General features: G+C 70.4%; 12 protein-coding genes. 6 read left to right on the top strand and 6 right to left on the bottom strand.

Features of this window, described 5'->3' with window-relative positions; genetic code table 11:
* Window positions 1–40 precede the first annotated feature (40 nt).
* A complete protein-coding gene (locus tag AB0I94_RS10135; protein WP_363309003.1) occupies window positions 41–715 on the top strand; it encodes a hypothetical protein in 675 nt (224 codons plus the stop codon).
* Between the two features lie 17 nt (window positions 716–732).
* Here AB0I94_RS10135 and AB0I94_RS10130 read toward each other — a convergent pair whose 3' ends face one another.
* Together AB0I94_RS10130 and AB0I94_RS10125 are read right to left on the bottom strand one after the other, a co-directional pair.
* Window positions 733–1,995, bottom strand: a complete 1,263-nt coding sequence (locus AB0I94_RS10130) for an arginine deiminase (protein ID WP_363309002.1) — start codon at window positions 1,993–1,995, stop codon at window positions 733–735.
* Between the two features lie 40 nt (window positions 1,996–2,035).
* Window positions 2,036–3,493 (bottom strand): basic amino acid/polyamine antiporter, encoded by a 1,458-nt coding sequence (locus AB0I94_RS10125; protein ID WP_363309001.1) that lies wholly within the window; start codon window positions 3,491–3,493, stop codon window positions 2,036–2,038.
* Between the two features lie 184 nt (window positions 3,494–3,677).
* Here AB0I94_RS10125 and AB0I94_RS10120 point away from each other — a divergent pair, with 184 nt between their 5' ends.
* Window positions 3,678–4,733, top strand: a complete 1,056-nt coding sequence (locus AB0I94_RS10120) for a biotin/lipoate A/B protein ligase family protein (protein ID WP_363309000.1) — start codon at window positions 3,678–3,680, stop codon at window positions 4,731–4,733.
* On the opposite strand, the gene AB0I94_RS10115 is transcribed toward AB0I94_RS10120, so the two are convergent.
* Genes AB0I94_RS10115 through AB0I94_RS10105 form a run of 3 tightly spaced genes read right to left on the bottom strand, consistent with a single transcriptional unit; the run spans window position 4,699 to window position 7,419 of the window.
* Window positions 4,699–5,442 carry a DUF4232 domain-containing protein gene (locus AB0I94_RS10115; protein WP_363308999.1) on the bottom strand — a complete coding sequence of 248 codons (744 nt, stop codon included), beginning with the start codon at window positions 5,440–5,442 and terminating at the stop codon, window positions 4,699–4,701. The genes AB0I94_RS10120 and AB0I94_RS10115 overlap by 35 nt on opposite strands.
* Window positions 5,443–5,482: 40 nt before the next feature.
* The gene (locus AB0I94_RS10110; RefSeq protein ID WP_363308998.1) at window positions 5,483–6,151 is read right to left on the bottom strand and encodes a response regulator transcription factor; all 669 of its coding nucleotides are present in this window, start codon (window positions 6,149–6,151) and stop codon (window positions 5,483–5,485) included.
* Entirely contained in the window at window positions 6,148–7,419 is a 1,272-nt protein-coding gene (locus AB0I94_RS10105; protein ID WP_363308997.1) for a histidine kinase, read from the bottom strand. The genes AB0I94_RS10110 and AB0I94_RS10105 overlap by 4 nt, the downstream gene beginning before the upstream one ends.
* A 223-nt stretch (window positions 7,420–7,642) precedes the next feature.
* On the opposite strand from AB0I94_RS10105, the gene AB0I94_RS10100 reads away from it, so the two are divergent.
* Together AB0I94_RS10100 and AB0I94_RS10095 are read left to right on the top strand one after the other, a co-directional pair.
* Window positions 7,643–8,680, top strand: coding sequence for a carboxymuconolactone decarboxylase family protein (locus AB0I94_RS10100; protein WP_363308996.1), 1,038 nt, complete (start codon window positions 7,643–7,645; stop codon window positions 8,678–8,680).
* Window positions 8,677–9,561, top strand: coding sequence for a class I SAM-dependent methyltransferase (locus AB0I94_RS10095; RefSeq protein WP_363308995.1), 885 nt, complete (start codon window positions 8,677–8,679; stop codon window positions 9,559–9,561). Before AB0I94_RS10100 ends, AB0I94_RS10095 begins: the two co-directional genes overlap by 4 nt.
* On the opposite strand, the gene AB0I94_RS10090 is transcribed toward AB0I94_RS10095, so the two are convergent.
* On the bottom strand, window positions 9,558–11,147 hold the full coding sequence (locus tag AB0I94_RS10090) for an NCS1 family nucleobase:cation symporter-1 (protein ID WP_363308994.1): 1,590 nt from the start codon (window positions 11,145–11,147) through the stop codon (window positions 9,558–9,560). The genes AB0I94_RS10095 and AB0I94_RS10090 overlap by 4 nt on opposite strands.
* 426 nt (window positions 11,148–11,573) lie before the next feature.
* On the opposite strand from AB0I94_RS10090, the gene AB0I94_RS10085 reads away from it, so the two are divergent.
* Together AB0I94_RS10085 and AB0I94_RS10080 are read left to right on the top strand one after the other, a co-directional pair.
* Window positions 11,574–12,089 carry a hypothetical protein gene (locus AB0I94_RS10085; RefSeq protein ID WP_363308993.1) on the top strand — a complete coding sequence of 172 codons (516 nt, stop codon included), beginning with the start codon at window positions 11,574–11,576 and terminating at the stop codon, window positions 12,087–12,089.
* A gap of 155 nt (window positions 12,090–12,244) precedes the next feature.
* Entirely contained in the window at window positions 12,245–13,675 is a 1,431-nt protein-coding gene (locus AB0I94_RS10080) for an SPFH domain-containing protein (protein ID WP_363308992.1), read from the top strand.
* Window positions 13,676–13,854: the final 179 nt, after the last annotated feature.

Below are 13,854 nucleotides of genomic sequence, written 5' to 3'. Positions count from 1 at the left end.
GCACGCAGAGCACACGGATTCAGGGAAAGGACCGCAGCGAATGAACCCTTTGCCACCCCACGGGAAGCGGCGCCCCACACACACCACCAGCCCCGCCGCACGCAAGCCCGCGGTGTCCGCCGTCCTCACGCTCGCCGCCACGGTGACGGCCGCCGCCGCGCTCGTCTCGTGCGGCACCGACAGCGACGCCCCGTCCTCCGAGGGCAGCGGGACGGTCAGCGAACGGCCGACCGCCCCCGATGAGTCCTCCTTCTCGGAGAAGACCGCGTCGCCGCTGAAGTCGCGGGCCTCGGAGGCCGCCGAGTCCGCGCGCGCCTCGGCCTCCGAGGCCGAGGCCTCCGCGTCCGAGCGCGCGGACGAGTTCGAGGCGTCCGTGTCCGCCGACACGGAACGGGCCAACCAGGCAGCCGAGGACGCCCTGAAGGGCGTCGACGGGCGGGGCAACGCGATGTCCGACGTCTCCATGACGGGCAAGCCGCGCTCCGAGACCGGTGGGGTGCTCGCCTCCGTGGTGACCTTCACCAACAGGAGCGACAAGACGGCGGACTTCGCCGTGCGGGTCGACTTCGTCGACTCCTCGGGCAAGGTCGCGGAGACCCGCTACGTCGGCACGGAGAACCTCGAACCGGGCAAGCGGGCCCAGCGGTACGCCATCAGCCACGAGCCCCCCGAGCCGAAGCTCTCCGCGAAGCTGGTCAAGGCCCAGAGGTACTGAGCGGTCCGGCGGCCGGTTCAGAAGTCCACGGCGTCGCGGACGAGCGGGCACGTCATGCAGTGTCCGCCGCCGCGACCGCGCCCGAGTTCGGCGCCGACGATGGTGATGACCTCGACGCCTGCCTTGCGCAGCAGCGTGTTGGTCTGGGTGTTGCGGTCGTAGGTGAAGACGACGCCCGGCTCGAGGGCGACGGCGTTGTTGCCGCTGTCCCACTGCTGCCGCTCGGAGGCGTACACGTCCCCGCCCGTCTCGATGACGCGCAGTCCGGGCAGGCCGAGTGACTTGGCGACCACGTCGACGAACGTACGCGAGCCCTCGTCCGTGATCTCGACGCCCGCCGCCTTGTCGCTGGGGCGCAGCGTGAAGGAGTGAACGGCGTCCATGATCTTCGGGTAGAGCGTGACGATGTCGCGGTCGGCGAAGGTGAAGACGGTGTCGAGGTGCATCGCGGAGCGCAGCTTGGGCATACCGGCGACGACGACCTGCTCGGCCGCGCCGTTCTCGAACAGCGAGGCGGCGACCTGCGTGATGGCCTGACGCGAGGTGCGCTCGCTCATGCCCATCAGGACGACGCCGTTGCCGACCGGCATGATGTCGCCGCCCTCGAACGTCGCCTGCCCCCAGTCGAGTTCCGGGTCGCCCCACCACACCGTGGCGCCGGTGAAGTCGGGGTGGAACCGGTAGACAGCCTTCATCAGGAGTGTCTCGTCGTGCCGGGCGGGCCAGTACAGCGGGTTGAGCGTGACGCCTCCGTACAGCCAGCACGTCGTGTCGCGGGTGTACAGGGTGTTCGGCAGCGGCGGCATCAGGTATTCGCGTACGCCGGTGGATTCACGCACGAGCGCGGCGTATCCGGAGCGAAACTCGTCCGGCAGGTCCGCGGTGGCCAGGCCGCCGATGAGGTACTCGGCGAGCTGCCGGGGCTCCAGCGTCTCCAGGAAGGCGCGGGTGTCGTCGATGAGCCCGATGCCGACCTCGTTCGCGGTGATCTTCCGGTCCAGGAGCCAGGTCCTGGCCTCGGGGATCGCCATGGTCCGGGCGAGCAGGTCGTGCAGTTCGACGACCTCGACGCCGCGCTGCTGCAGCTTGATGACGAAGTCGGCGTGGTCGCGCTGGGCGTTCTCCACCCACATGACGTCGTCGAAGAGCAGGTCGTCGGCGTTGGTGGGGGTCAGCCTGCGGTGGGCGAGCCCGGGTGCGCAGACCAGTACCTTGCGCAGCCTGCCGACCTCGGAGTGGACACCGAACGTCGGGGTGGCGGGGGTGTCGTGGCTGGTCACGGGGCGCCTTTCGGTCGGTGGCAACAGGGTCGGGGTCCGGTCAGAGCTCGATCCAGCCCACCGCGAGGGCGATCACGCCCACGACGGCGCCCACGATCGAGACGGCGCAGATGAGGGCCTCGCGAGGGGAGAACAGGCGCCGGTTCTGTTCCCGCCGTGCCTTGACGAAGAGGAACGTCGCGGGGGCGTAGAGGATGAAGGAGACCAGGACGAACTTGAGCCCGGCGGCGAACAGCAGGAACGCCGTGTACAGCGTGGCGATCACCGCGATCACGAGTTCCTTGCGGGTGCTGTGCCCGGCGACGTCCTCGCGGCCGTGCCCGAGGGCGATCCTGACGGCGAAACCGGCCGCGAGCAGGAAGGGAATCAGGCTCAGCGCACTGGTCAGGTCGAGCGCGAAGTTGAACGCGTCGTCGGAGAACATCGTGACGACCAGGACCACCTGGCTCAGAGCGGTGGTCATCAGGAGCGCGGGGACCGGCACGTCCTCGGAGGTGGCCTTCCGCAGGAAGCGGGGCATGTCGTCGTCCTTCGCGGCGACGAAGAGCACTTCCGCGGCCATCAGTGTCCAGGCGAGGTAGGCGCCGAGCACGGAGACGATGAGCCCTACGCTGACGAAGACCTTGCCCCAGGTGCCGACGGCCTCCTCGAGCACGCCTGCCATGGAGGGCTGGCGCAGCTCGGCGATCTCCGCCATCGGCATGATCCCGTACGAGACGATGGTGACGGAGGCGAAGACGGCGAAGACGCTGAGGAAGCCCAGGATCGTGGCACGGCCGACGTCCTCGCGGCGCTTGGCGTGCCGGGAGTAGACGCTCGCGCCCTCGACCCCGAGGAAGACGAAGACGGTGGCCAGCATGGTGCCGCGCACCTGGTTGAACAGCGATCCCGCGTAGTCGGCGCCGCCGAAGTTGTCCGCGAACACGGACGGCTCGAAGAAGACCAGCGCCAGGATCACGAAGACGAGGATGGGCACGATCTTGGCGACGGTGACGATTCTGTTGATCGCCGCCGCCTCCTTGACGCCACGGCGGATCAGCAGGAAGAACGCCCATAGTCCGACCGAGGAGAGGACCACGGCGAGCAGGGTGTCGCCGTCTCCGAGGGCCGGCCAGATGGCGCCCACGGTCGACATGATGAGCACCCAGTAGGTGACGTTGCCGACGCACGCGCTCGCCCAGTATCCGAACGCGGAGAAGAAGCCGAGGTACTCGCCGAACCCGGCCTTCGCATAGGCGTAGACACCGGCGTCCAGATCCGGTCTGCGGACGGCGAGGGTCTGGAAGACGAACGCGAGCATCAGCATGCCCGTACCGGCGATGGTCCAGGCGATCAGGGCACCGGCGACTCCGGTCTCCTGGGCGAACCGCCGTGGCAGCGAGAAGACTCCCGCGCCGACCATCGAGCCGACGACCATCATCGTCAGTGTCGCGAGGGTCAGTTTGACGGCCGGTGACGCCCCGGCGGTGGTCTGGTCGTTCGTCTCTGCGTGGCTCATGTATTCCTCGTCAGCTCCCGTCAGGGCCGGCGGTGCCGAGGGACGACTGACCACCCTGTGCGGGAATCTATCCCTAGTGGGCCGAGTTGTCCTGATATGAAATCGCAGGCTTACGGTGTCCGCGATTCCGGCCGGCGTTCACGATGCCGGTCTCCACGATTCGGCCAGGCCCGGAGGAAACAGAGTGCACGGTGAGTACAAAGTCCCCGGCGGCAAGCTCGTCGTCGTGGACCTGGAGGTCGAGGACGGCGTGCTGCGCCAGGTGCGGGTGGCGGGGGATTTCTTCCTGGAACCTGACGAGGCGTTCGACGCGCTGAGCCGCGCCCTGGAGGGCGCCCCCGCCGACACCGACGCGGCGGGCCTGGCCGCCCGCATCGACGCCGCGCTCCCCGAGAACGCCGTGCTGTACGGACTCACGTCGGAGGGGGTGGGGGTCGCGGTGCGCCGCGCCCTCGCGCATGCCACCGACTGGACCGACTACGACTGGCAGCTGATCCACGAGGCCCCGCAGTCCCCCGCCCTGCTCATGGCTCTGGACGAGGTGCTCACCGCAGAGGTCGCCGCCGGGCGCCGCCCGCCGACGCTCCGCGTGTGGGAGTGGGAGTCCCCGGCGGTCGTCATCGGCAGCTTCCAGTCGCTGCGCAACGAAGTGGACCCGGCGGGCGCCGACCGGCACGGCATCGAGGTCGTGCGCCGGATCAGTGGCGGTGGCGCCATGTTCTGCGAGCCGGGCAACGCCATCACGTACTCGCTCTCGGTCCCCGACTCCCTCGTACAGGGCCTGTCCTTCGCCGACAGTTACGCCTATCTGGACGACTGGGTGCTCGACGCCCTCGGAGACATGGGCATCAAGGCGTGGTACCAACCCCTCAACGACATCGCCACCGACGCGGGCAAGGTCGCGGGCGCCGCCCAGAAGCGCGTCGCCTCGGGGCACGGCGCCGTGCTGCACCACGTGACCATGTCGTACGACATCGACGCGGAGAAGATGGTCGAGGTGCTCCGCATCGGCCGCGAGAAGCTTTCGGACAAGGGCACGAAGAGCGCGAAGAAGCGTGTGGACCCGCTGCGCCGCCAGACGGGTCTGCCCCGCGAGGCCGTGATCGAACGAATGCTTGACTCCTTCCGCACGCGGTACGGCTTGACGGCCGGCAAAGCCACGGACGAGGAGATGGCCCGGGCGCGGGATCTCGCCCGGACGAAGTTCAGCTCGCCGGAGTGGACGGCACGGGTGCCGTAGGCCTGGTCCCGTCCGTCTCGTCCGCCGGGCTGCGCTGCCAGGCGGTCGTGCCGATGCGCCCGGTGTTGCCGAGGTCGATCCGGCCCTGGGGCGTCACGGTCCCGGGGCTGGTACCCGGGGCCGGGGAAACCTTCAGGTAGGTTCCGCTGACGGCGGTCGTCGTCGTGTCTGTGACGGTGTTGCGCCAGACGACCACGGTGTAGGCCGCCTCGCCCCGTTTGAGTGAGACGGAGTGGTTCGGGCCTGGGTCGTCGTCCCTCAGCATGATGGGCTCGGTGCCTTCGAGTACCTGTACGTCGAGGGGCTCACGGTGCTCGTCGAGGACCCGCAGCTTCGGGTACCCCTTCAGGCGGTAGGTGTCCTTGCCGCAGTTGGTCAGAGTCACGCTCATCGCGCGCAGCCCCATGGCGGGGCTGACCATGCCCGCCTCGATGCGGGCCCCGGATGCGGGGCAGGAGGGCGAGGGCACGTCGGGCACTTGCGGCGGCCCCGTCTCGACCGGGACCCCCGTAGGCGAGTCAGGACCGGTAGGGGCGGACAGACCGTCCTCCGCGGCGGACCGCCCACCCTCAGCCGGCGCCGTACGCCCGGGGTCCCTCTCCCGCTCCAACTCCTCCGAGAGCCCGCAACCGGAAGCGAGCAGAACCACGGCCGCGAGAACGGCGGCGTATCTGAACCGGACGACGTGCCTGCACGGTATGACGGTCACGCGGAGATCATGCCATGGGCAGAGATTTCCCCTTTCCGCTCTAGGAAGTCGCGTTTCGGGCCGCGACGAGCCCCGACTCATAGGCGAAGACCACCAGTTGGGCCCGGTCGCGCGCCCCGAGCTTCGTCATCGCCCTGCTCACATGCGTCTTCGCGGTGAACGGGCTGATCACCATGTGCGTGGCGATCTCCTCGTTCGTCAGCCCGCGCGCGGCCAGCGCGGTGACCTCCCGCTCCCGCCGGGTGAGGTTCTCCAGCCCCGGCGCGGTGGCCCGGTCCGGCGGCCGTGCGACGAACTCACCGATCAGCCTGCTGGTCACGGAGGGCGAGAGCAGGGAGTCCCCGCGCGCGACGATCTCGATGCCGTGCAGCAGATCGGCGGGCTCCGTGTCCTTCAGCAGGAATCCACTGGCCCCGGCACGCAGGGCGTCGAAGACGTACTCGTCGAGGCCGTAGTTGGTGAGGATCACGACGCGTACGCCGCTGAGGCGGGGGTCGGCGGCGATCCGACGCGTCGCCTCGATCCCGGTCATCACCGGCATCTGTACGTCTATGAGCGCCACGTCCGGCACGCACTCCCGCACCAGAGCGATCCCACGCTCCCCGTCGGCGGCCTCCCCCACCACCTCGATGCCGTCCTCGGCTTCGAGCAGCGCACGGAACCCGGCACGCATCAACGCTTGGTCATCAATGAGCACCACCCGGATCACACGCCCTCCCCCGCTCGCCCGGCATCAGCGGCCACCTTCGCCTCCGCAGACGCCCCCTCCCGCCCCTCGGCCCACGCACCGGCCGCCCCCTCAGGCGACCGGGACGGCAAAGCACCGAACTCCAGCGGCAGTTCAGCCCGCACCAGAAAGCCCCCCTCGACCCTCGGCCCCGCCCGCAACGTCCCGCCCAGGGAAGCGACCCGCTCCCGCATCCCCGTGAGCCCGGTCCCCTCCACCAGCGGCCGCCCCGCGTCGGCGACCCCGTCGTCCTCCACCCGCACCCCCAACACCCGCTCCCCATAGTCGAGCCCGACCGTCACCCGGGCGGAGCCCCCCGCATGGCGTGCCGCATTGGTGAGGCCCTCCTGCACGATGCGGTACGCGGTGCGCTCCAGCTCACCGGCCAGCCCCCGCTCCCGGCCCCGCACCATCAGCTCCACCGCGAGCCCGGCCGCCCGCGCACGCTCGACGAGCAGCGCCGGGCTCCCCGTCGGCTCGTCCGTGCGCAACACGGTGAGCGTGGAGCGCAGTTCACGCATCGCCTCCCCGCTCGCTTCCTGGATGGCGAGCAACGCGGGTGGTATCTCCTCGCCCCGCTTACGGGCGAGGTGGACCGCGACTCCCGCCTGGAGCTTGACGATCGAAATGCTGTGCGTCAGCGAGTCGTGCAGTTCGCGCGCGATCCGCAGCCGCTCCTCGCCCGCCCTGCGCAGCGCCGCCTCCTCACGGGTCCGCTCGGCCTCCAGGGCCCGCTGCTCGGTCTGGCGCAGATACGCCTGCCAGTTCTTGTCGGCGAGGCCCGTGACGAGGGCGCACAGGAACCAGCCGGCCAGCAGCAGCGTCCGCTGCACGACGTCGTCCGACGCCTCCCCCGCCACCGCGAAGCCCGCCAAGAACACCCCCGCGGCAACAGCGGCAAGACCCCGGTGGGCCGCTCGCGCGGCCGTGTGCACGGCCGCGACCACCGGGATCGCCGCGACACTGTTCGCGCCCCCGTACAACACCTCGACGAGCAGGCAGGCCGTGGTGACGGCGAGTACGGCACGCGGCGCTCGGCGATGCGCGGCGATGGCCAGCGAACCTGCCCCGATCAGGGCGTAGTCGAAGAAGCCCGCACCGCCGTCGTCCAGACCGACCGCGACCGCGACTATCACGCCCACCACGACCGCGAGCACCGCATCACCGACCCACGCCTGCCGCACCCGGTTCCGCACCCGCTCGCGCACGTTCACCTGATCCGCCGATCTCCCCGCCCGGTCCGCCGTCATCTGTGCCCCCGCACCCTCGCGCCCCACGCACCCCCGTCGCGGCGCATCCCCCGCCGTGTTCAGAACCTTAGAGGCCGCCGCCGACAACCGCGTCACCCCAGCAGACCGCTCTCGCACTACTCCCCGGGCAGTAGTCGAGGACCCGAACGGCCCCGATGACGTACTCCCAACTGCCTTCCGCCGGACGACGACCCGAGGCACCCGGCGCCCCGACCATCGGGGCATGGCAACTTACCGATACACCGATCCCGTACTCGCGAAGTCCGCGACCGGCAGGACCGCCGAGGCGTACACGCAGATGGCAGAGGACTTCGGCATCGCGGAGCCCGCTCCGCTCGTCGCCCTCAGCCCCGCGCCGGAACTGTTCACCGCGGCCTGGGCCTTGCTCCGCGAGTCCCTGCTGGCCGGCGGTGACGAGGCGTTCGGCAGCGGCGGCACGACCCGCACCGACCGCGAGCTGGTCGCCGTGGGCGTCTCGCTCGCCAACCGCTGCCCGTTCTGCGTGAGCGCGCACACGATGATGCTGCACGCCACCGGCGACCACCGCGTCGCCGAACGGGTGCTGCGCGGCGAGCAGCCCGAGGACCCGGCGCAGGCAAGGCTGCTCGCCTGGGGCAAGGCCACCCGGACGCCTCAGGCGCCGGAGCTCGGCCCGCCGCCGTTCCCGCGCGCCCATGCCCCCGCGCACATCGGCACGGCGCTCACTTTCCACTTCATCAACCGCGTCGCGTCGTCGCTGATCACCGAGAAGATACTGCCGTGCAACGCGCAGCGCTTCCGGGCGGTGCGCTCGATCGGCGGCCGCACCCTCCAGAAGACCGTGCGTCGCTCCTGCACCCCCGGCGACTCGCTCGCTCTGCTCGACGACCTCCAGCCCGGCCCTTCCTGGGCCGCCGGCACACCCATCGGTTCCGCCTATGCCGCGCTGCGGTCGGCGGCGGCGAGGGGCGCCGGCCTGCTGGACGACGTCGACCGGACGCTCGTGGAGGCGACGGTGGCCGCGTGGGACGGCGCGCATCCGCCGCTGTCCTGGCAAGCCCTGCCCCACCGTGCGTCCCGCCCGGGGGCACGACTCGCGCTGCTCGCCGCGCTCGCTCCGTACCGCATCACCGACGAGGACGTGGCGGCGTGGAAGAAGCCGCCGTTCAGCGACCACTGCCTCGTGCAGCTGATCTCGTTCGGCGCGTTCACGGCGGTCGACCGCATCGAGAGCGCCCTCTCGGCGCAGCACTCCGCCCACCACACCAGGGAGACCTCATGACCACGCAGGCGCCAGCGGACTCCAACTCCTGCCAGGCCAGGGCTTGGAACGGCCACCTGGGCGCCCATTGGGCCACGCACCACGAGCGCTACGACACCATGCTGTCCGGGGTGAACGACGCCCTCTTCGAAGCCGCGGCCATCGGCTCCGGCGACCGCGTCCTGGACATCGGCTGCGGCGCGGGCGTCACCACCCGCATCGCGGCCCGTCGCGCCGCGCAGGGTCACGCGGTAGGGGTGGACATCTCGGCGCCGCTCCTTGACCGCGCTCGGGCGAGCACCGCTTCTGACGGCATCACGAATGCGGCGTACGAACAGGCCGACGCCCAGATCCACCCCTTCCCGGCGGCCGGTTACGACGTCGCGATCAGCCGTGGCGGGGTGATGTTCTTCGCCGACCACACCGCCGCGTTCACAAACATCGCTCGTGCGCTGCGTCCCGGCGGGCGGCTGGTGTTCGTCTGTCCACAGCCCGTCGACCAGGAGACCGAGGAGTCCCGGACGCTCGGGCTCGTCGCCAAGCTCCTCGCGGAAGAGGAAGGCCTTGAGGCAAGCCCGGAGACCGCAGCACCCGACGCCCCCGCAGCCGCGGCCGACGCGACCGCCGCGCGCGCCGCCATGGCCTCCCTCTCGGACCCGGCCCGCATCTTTGAGGTGCTCACCGCCTACGGGGACGTGACGGTGACTCCCGTTCCGGTGGAGACGGTGTGGGGGCAAACCCCCTCCGATGCCGTCGACTTCATACTTTCGCGCACTCCGGGCAGGACGGTCTCCGCGGGGACGCGGGCCGCGCTGGAAGGGGCGTTCCGGACGCACGCGACCGAGTACGGCGTGCGGATGCGGGCGGGGGTGTGGCTGGTGACGGCAGTGCGCCCGGGTTAGGCCGCCCCCGATCGGCCTCCCACCGAGCCCGCAGGGTCCCCGGAGCCCCTGCGCCTCCCCGTCGCCATCAGTCCCACGTAGACGACCAGCGCCGAAGCGAGCCCGATCGCCCACCCGTAGTCCGCGAGCGGCTTCAGCACGGGGATCAGCCCGTCCTCCGGGAACGGCCCCTTCCCCGGCGCGGAATGCGAGCCGCCGACGGCGAGCACACCGCCGATCAAGAAGGCGGCGACGGCTCGTAGGTTCCACCCGCCCGTGTACCAGTAGCGCCCTTCGGGGCGGTACAGATCGGCAAGGTCGAGGGCCGTTCGGCGCACCACCCAGTAATCGGCGATCAGGATTCCCGCGACCGTGCCGAGCAGCCCGCCCACGACGCCGAGCCAGACGAAGATGTACAGCTCGGGCGTCTCGATCAGCTTCCACGGGAAGATGACCACCCCCACGACACCGGTGATCAGCGCGCCCGTACGGAAGTTGATGAGCTTGGGGGCGAGGTTCGCGAGGTCGTACGCGGGTGAGACGACGTTGGCCGCGATGTTCACGGAGACCGTGGCGACCAGGACGGTCACCAGTGCGTAGAGGAGCCCGAAGACGTTGTCGGCCTTGGCGGCCAGGTCGACGGGCTCCCAGATCGGCTCCCCGTACACCGCTTGCGAACCGGAGGTGACCAGGACCGACAGGAGCGCGAACGCGGTCATGGTGGTCGGAAGCCCGAGTGTCTGACCCCACACCTGCGCCCGCTGCCCCTTCCCGAACCGGGTGAAGTCGGGGATGTTCAGGGACAGCGTGGACCAGAAGCCGATCATGCCCATCAGTGCGGGGAAGAACACCGGCCAGAAGTCGCCGCCCCAGCCCAGTGTGGACGGCTGGTCCAGCAGCGGGCCAAAGCCGCCCGCCTTGTTCGCGATCCACACGAGCAGTACGACGGCGCCGACGAGCACAAAGGGCGCCGCCCAGTTCTCGAAGCGCCGCAGCGCTTCCATTCCCCGGTAGATGATGGCCAGTTGGAGGGCCCAGAACAGCACGAAGCAGAGCCACAACGGCCATGGATGGCCGCCGATCCGGGACTCGTCGCTCCACGCCCCGTCGAAGGCTTGGTTGAGCAGGACGTAGATCCCCTGGCCGCCGATCCAGGTCTGGATGCCGAACCAGCCGCAGGCCACGGCCGCCCTGATCAGGGCGGGCAGGTTCGCGCCGCGCAGGCCGAAGGAGGCGCGGGCCAGGACGGGGAAGGGGATGCCGTACTTCGGGCCCGCGTGGCCCGTCAGGAGCATCGGGAGGAGCACGATCACGTTGGCCGCCGCGATGGTGAAGACCGCTTGGCGCCAGTCCATGCCGAGCGCGACCAGGCCCGAGGCAAGGGTCCAGGAGGGGATGTTGTGAGCCATGCCGACCCATAGGGCGGCGAAGTTGTAGGTGCTCCAGTGGCGTTCGGCGAGGGGAATGGGCTTGAGGTCGTCGTTGGCGAAGCGGCTGTCTTCCGGAAAGGCTCCGGGGCGCAGCTCGACGCGGCCGTCGTCGGCGACGGTCTGGGAGGTGTCGCCCGGTTCCGCGGCGGTCGGCCCCGTGGGGACGGTGCCGGTCACGCGGCGGGCGAATCGGTCTGCGGCACACGTCCGAAATCCATGCCCAGGCTCCTTACTCGGGTCAACGCGGGTCCACGCGAGTCAACTCAGGTCAGGTACTGGTGGTGATGCTGGTACCGGCAGGTGTTTGAGCGCCTTCGGAGCTGGCTTCCCCGCCAGCTTCCCCGGACGGCGGTGCCGACAATCCTGCTCCCGGTCGACCGGATCGCGCCAGCTGCGTACCGCAACTACCTTGGCCCGAAAAATCAATCGTGGTTCGTCGCTGTGCCGCGCCCTCCCCGGGACCGACCGCGTCGTCCCGGCCGATACGTGAACCGGCATGAAAGACCTTTGATGATTGCCGGGTTACGGCAATGTGCGCCTCCTCCCCCGCATGCGACGATCACCACCTCACCTAGACATCCGGCAAGTTGAGGAGGTGCTCAGGTGACCGTCTTTCTGGGTCTTGGCATCGCGGGAATCGCACTGCTGGTCCTCTCTCTCGTCTTCGACGGGGTCCTTGAAGGGCTCTTCGACGGCATCGGAGTCCTCGACGGCTTCTTCGACGGGCTGCTGTCCCTTCCCGTGGTCGCCGGATTCGTGTCCATGCTCGGCTTCGGCGGTGCGATCGTGCTCGGCACGACCGGGCTCGGCGTCGGCGGTGCCACCGCCGTCGGCACGGCCGTCGGTGTGGGGGCCGGCTGGCTGACGTGGAAGTTCAGCCGCGCCCTGATGCGGGACCAGACCGCGACCACTCCGCGGGGCGACGACCTCGTGGGGACCGCGGGCGCCGTGGTCACCGGAATCCCGGTCGACGGGTACGGCGAAGTGCTGCTGCAACTGGGCGGCCAGCCGGTGAAGTTCGCCGCCAGGAGCGGCGAGGCCGTCACCCGCGGCACCGAGATCTGGGTGGAGGCGGCACTGTCACCGACCTCGGTCGCGGTCCGCCCCGTGCGGCGCTGACCAACCGCACACCCCCCACCCCCACGTCCACCTCCACGTCCGCCTTCACCTTCACCTCCGCGACCGCGACCGCGTACACCTGCGCGCCCACCTACACGTACACGTACAACATCACCGATCTGCCGTCCCCCCGGGGAGGCAGGGGGGAATTCACCATGAGTCCAGTCCTGACCGCTGTCATCGGAGTAGTCGTACTCCTCGTCCTGCTCGCGCTCGTCGTCGTGACCCGCTACAAGGTCGCCGGGCCGAGCGAGGCCTTCATCGTGACCGGGCGGCGCGGCAAGAAGTCCACCGACCCCGACACCGGTCTGATCTCCACCGACAACAGCGGCCAGAAGGTCGTGGTGGGCGGCGGCGTGTTCGTCGTGCCGTTCGTGCAGCAGAAGTTCACGCTCGACCTCTCCTCGCGGCACATCCCGATCGCGGTGCGTGGCGCGGTCACGCTGCGTGGCGTGAAGGCCAACCTGGAGGGCGTCGCGATCGTCAAGGTCGGCGGCACCGAGGACTCCATACGCGCCGCGGCGCAGCGTTTCCTCGCCCAGCAGGGCGGCATCGTCGGCTTCACCCAGGAGGTTCTCTCCGGCGCGCTGCGCTCCATCGTGGGCCGGATGTCGGTGGAGGACATCATTCGCGACCGTGCCGCGTTCGCCGGGCAGGTCGCCGAGGAGGCGGAGGCGAGTCTGTCCGGGCAGGGCCTGGTGCTCGACGCCTTCCAGATCCAGGACATCACCACCGAGGGCTCCTACCTGGAGGACCTCGGCCGCCCCGAAGCCGCTCGCGCCAAGCAGGAGGCCGACATCGCCGAGGCCGTGGCGCGCCGCGCCGCCGAGCAGGCCCGGCTGAAGGCCGAGGAGGAGATCGCGATCGCCCAGCGGACCTTCGCCCTCAAGCAGGCCGAGATCAAGGCCGAGACCGACGAGGCCTCCGCCCGCGCAGGGGCCGCGGGACCGCTCGCCGAGGCCGCCCGCCAGCAGGAGGTCCTCAGCGAGCAGGAGAAGGTCGCCCAGCGGCAGGCAGCCCTGACCGACCGCGAGCTGGACACCAAGATCCGCAAGCCCGCCGACGCCGCGCGCTACCAGGCCGAGCAGGAGGCCGAGGCCCGCCGTGTCTCCCTGGTCAAGCAGGCGGAGGGCGACGCGGAGCGGGCCCGTCTGACCGGTGAGGGCGAGAAGGCCCAGCGGGCGGCGCTCGCCGACGCCGTTCGTCTGGAGGGCGAGGCCGACGCCTCCGCGATCGGCGCCAAGGGAGCCGCCGAGGCGGAGGCGATGCGCAAGAAGGCCGACGCGTTCGCGCAGTACGGCGACGCGGCGGTGCTGCAGATGCTCGTCGAGGTCCTGCCCGTCGTGGTGGCCAAGGCGGCGGAACCGCTCGGCGCCATCGACAAGATGACCGTGATCTCCACCGACGGCGCGAGCAGTCTCTCCCGCACGGTCGCCGACAACGTCGCCCAAGGCATGGAACTCCTCAGCTCCACCACGGGAGTCGACATGGCCGGACTCCTCAAGGGCATCACCGGCGGCATGTCCCCCGCCCCCGCGGATTCGGTCCCCGCCAAGCTCAACGGCAAGATCGACGTCACGGACTGACCCGCCCGCGCCCATTCACGTCACAGGGCCTGCAGATGGCAAAGCCCGTCGGCAGGACCGGCCCGTCGCGGAGCCTGCCTGCCGGCGGAACCGGCCCGCCGCGGAACCTGCCTGCCGACGGGACCGGCCCGCCACGGGGCCTATAGAGGGCGGAACCTGCCGACTTGGTGATGGAGCAA

Origin of the sequence: Streptomyces sp. NPDC050147 (assembly GCF_040660195.1) — a bacterium.
In the GTDB taxonomy this organism is placed as follows: Bacteria; Actinomycetota; Actinomycetes; order Streptomycetales; family Streptomycetaceae; genus Streptomyces.
Note: the sequence above shows the minus strand (reverse complement) of the source record. Positions and strands in the feature narration are given on the sequence as shown.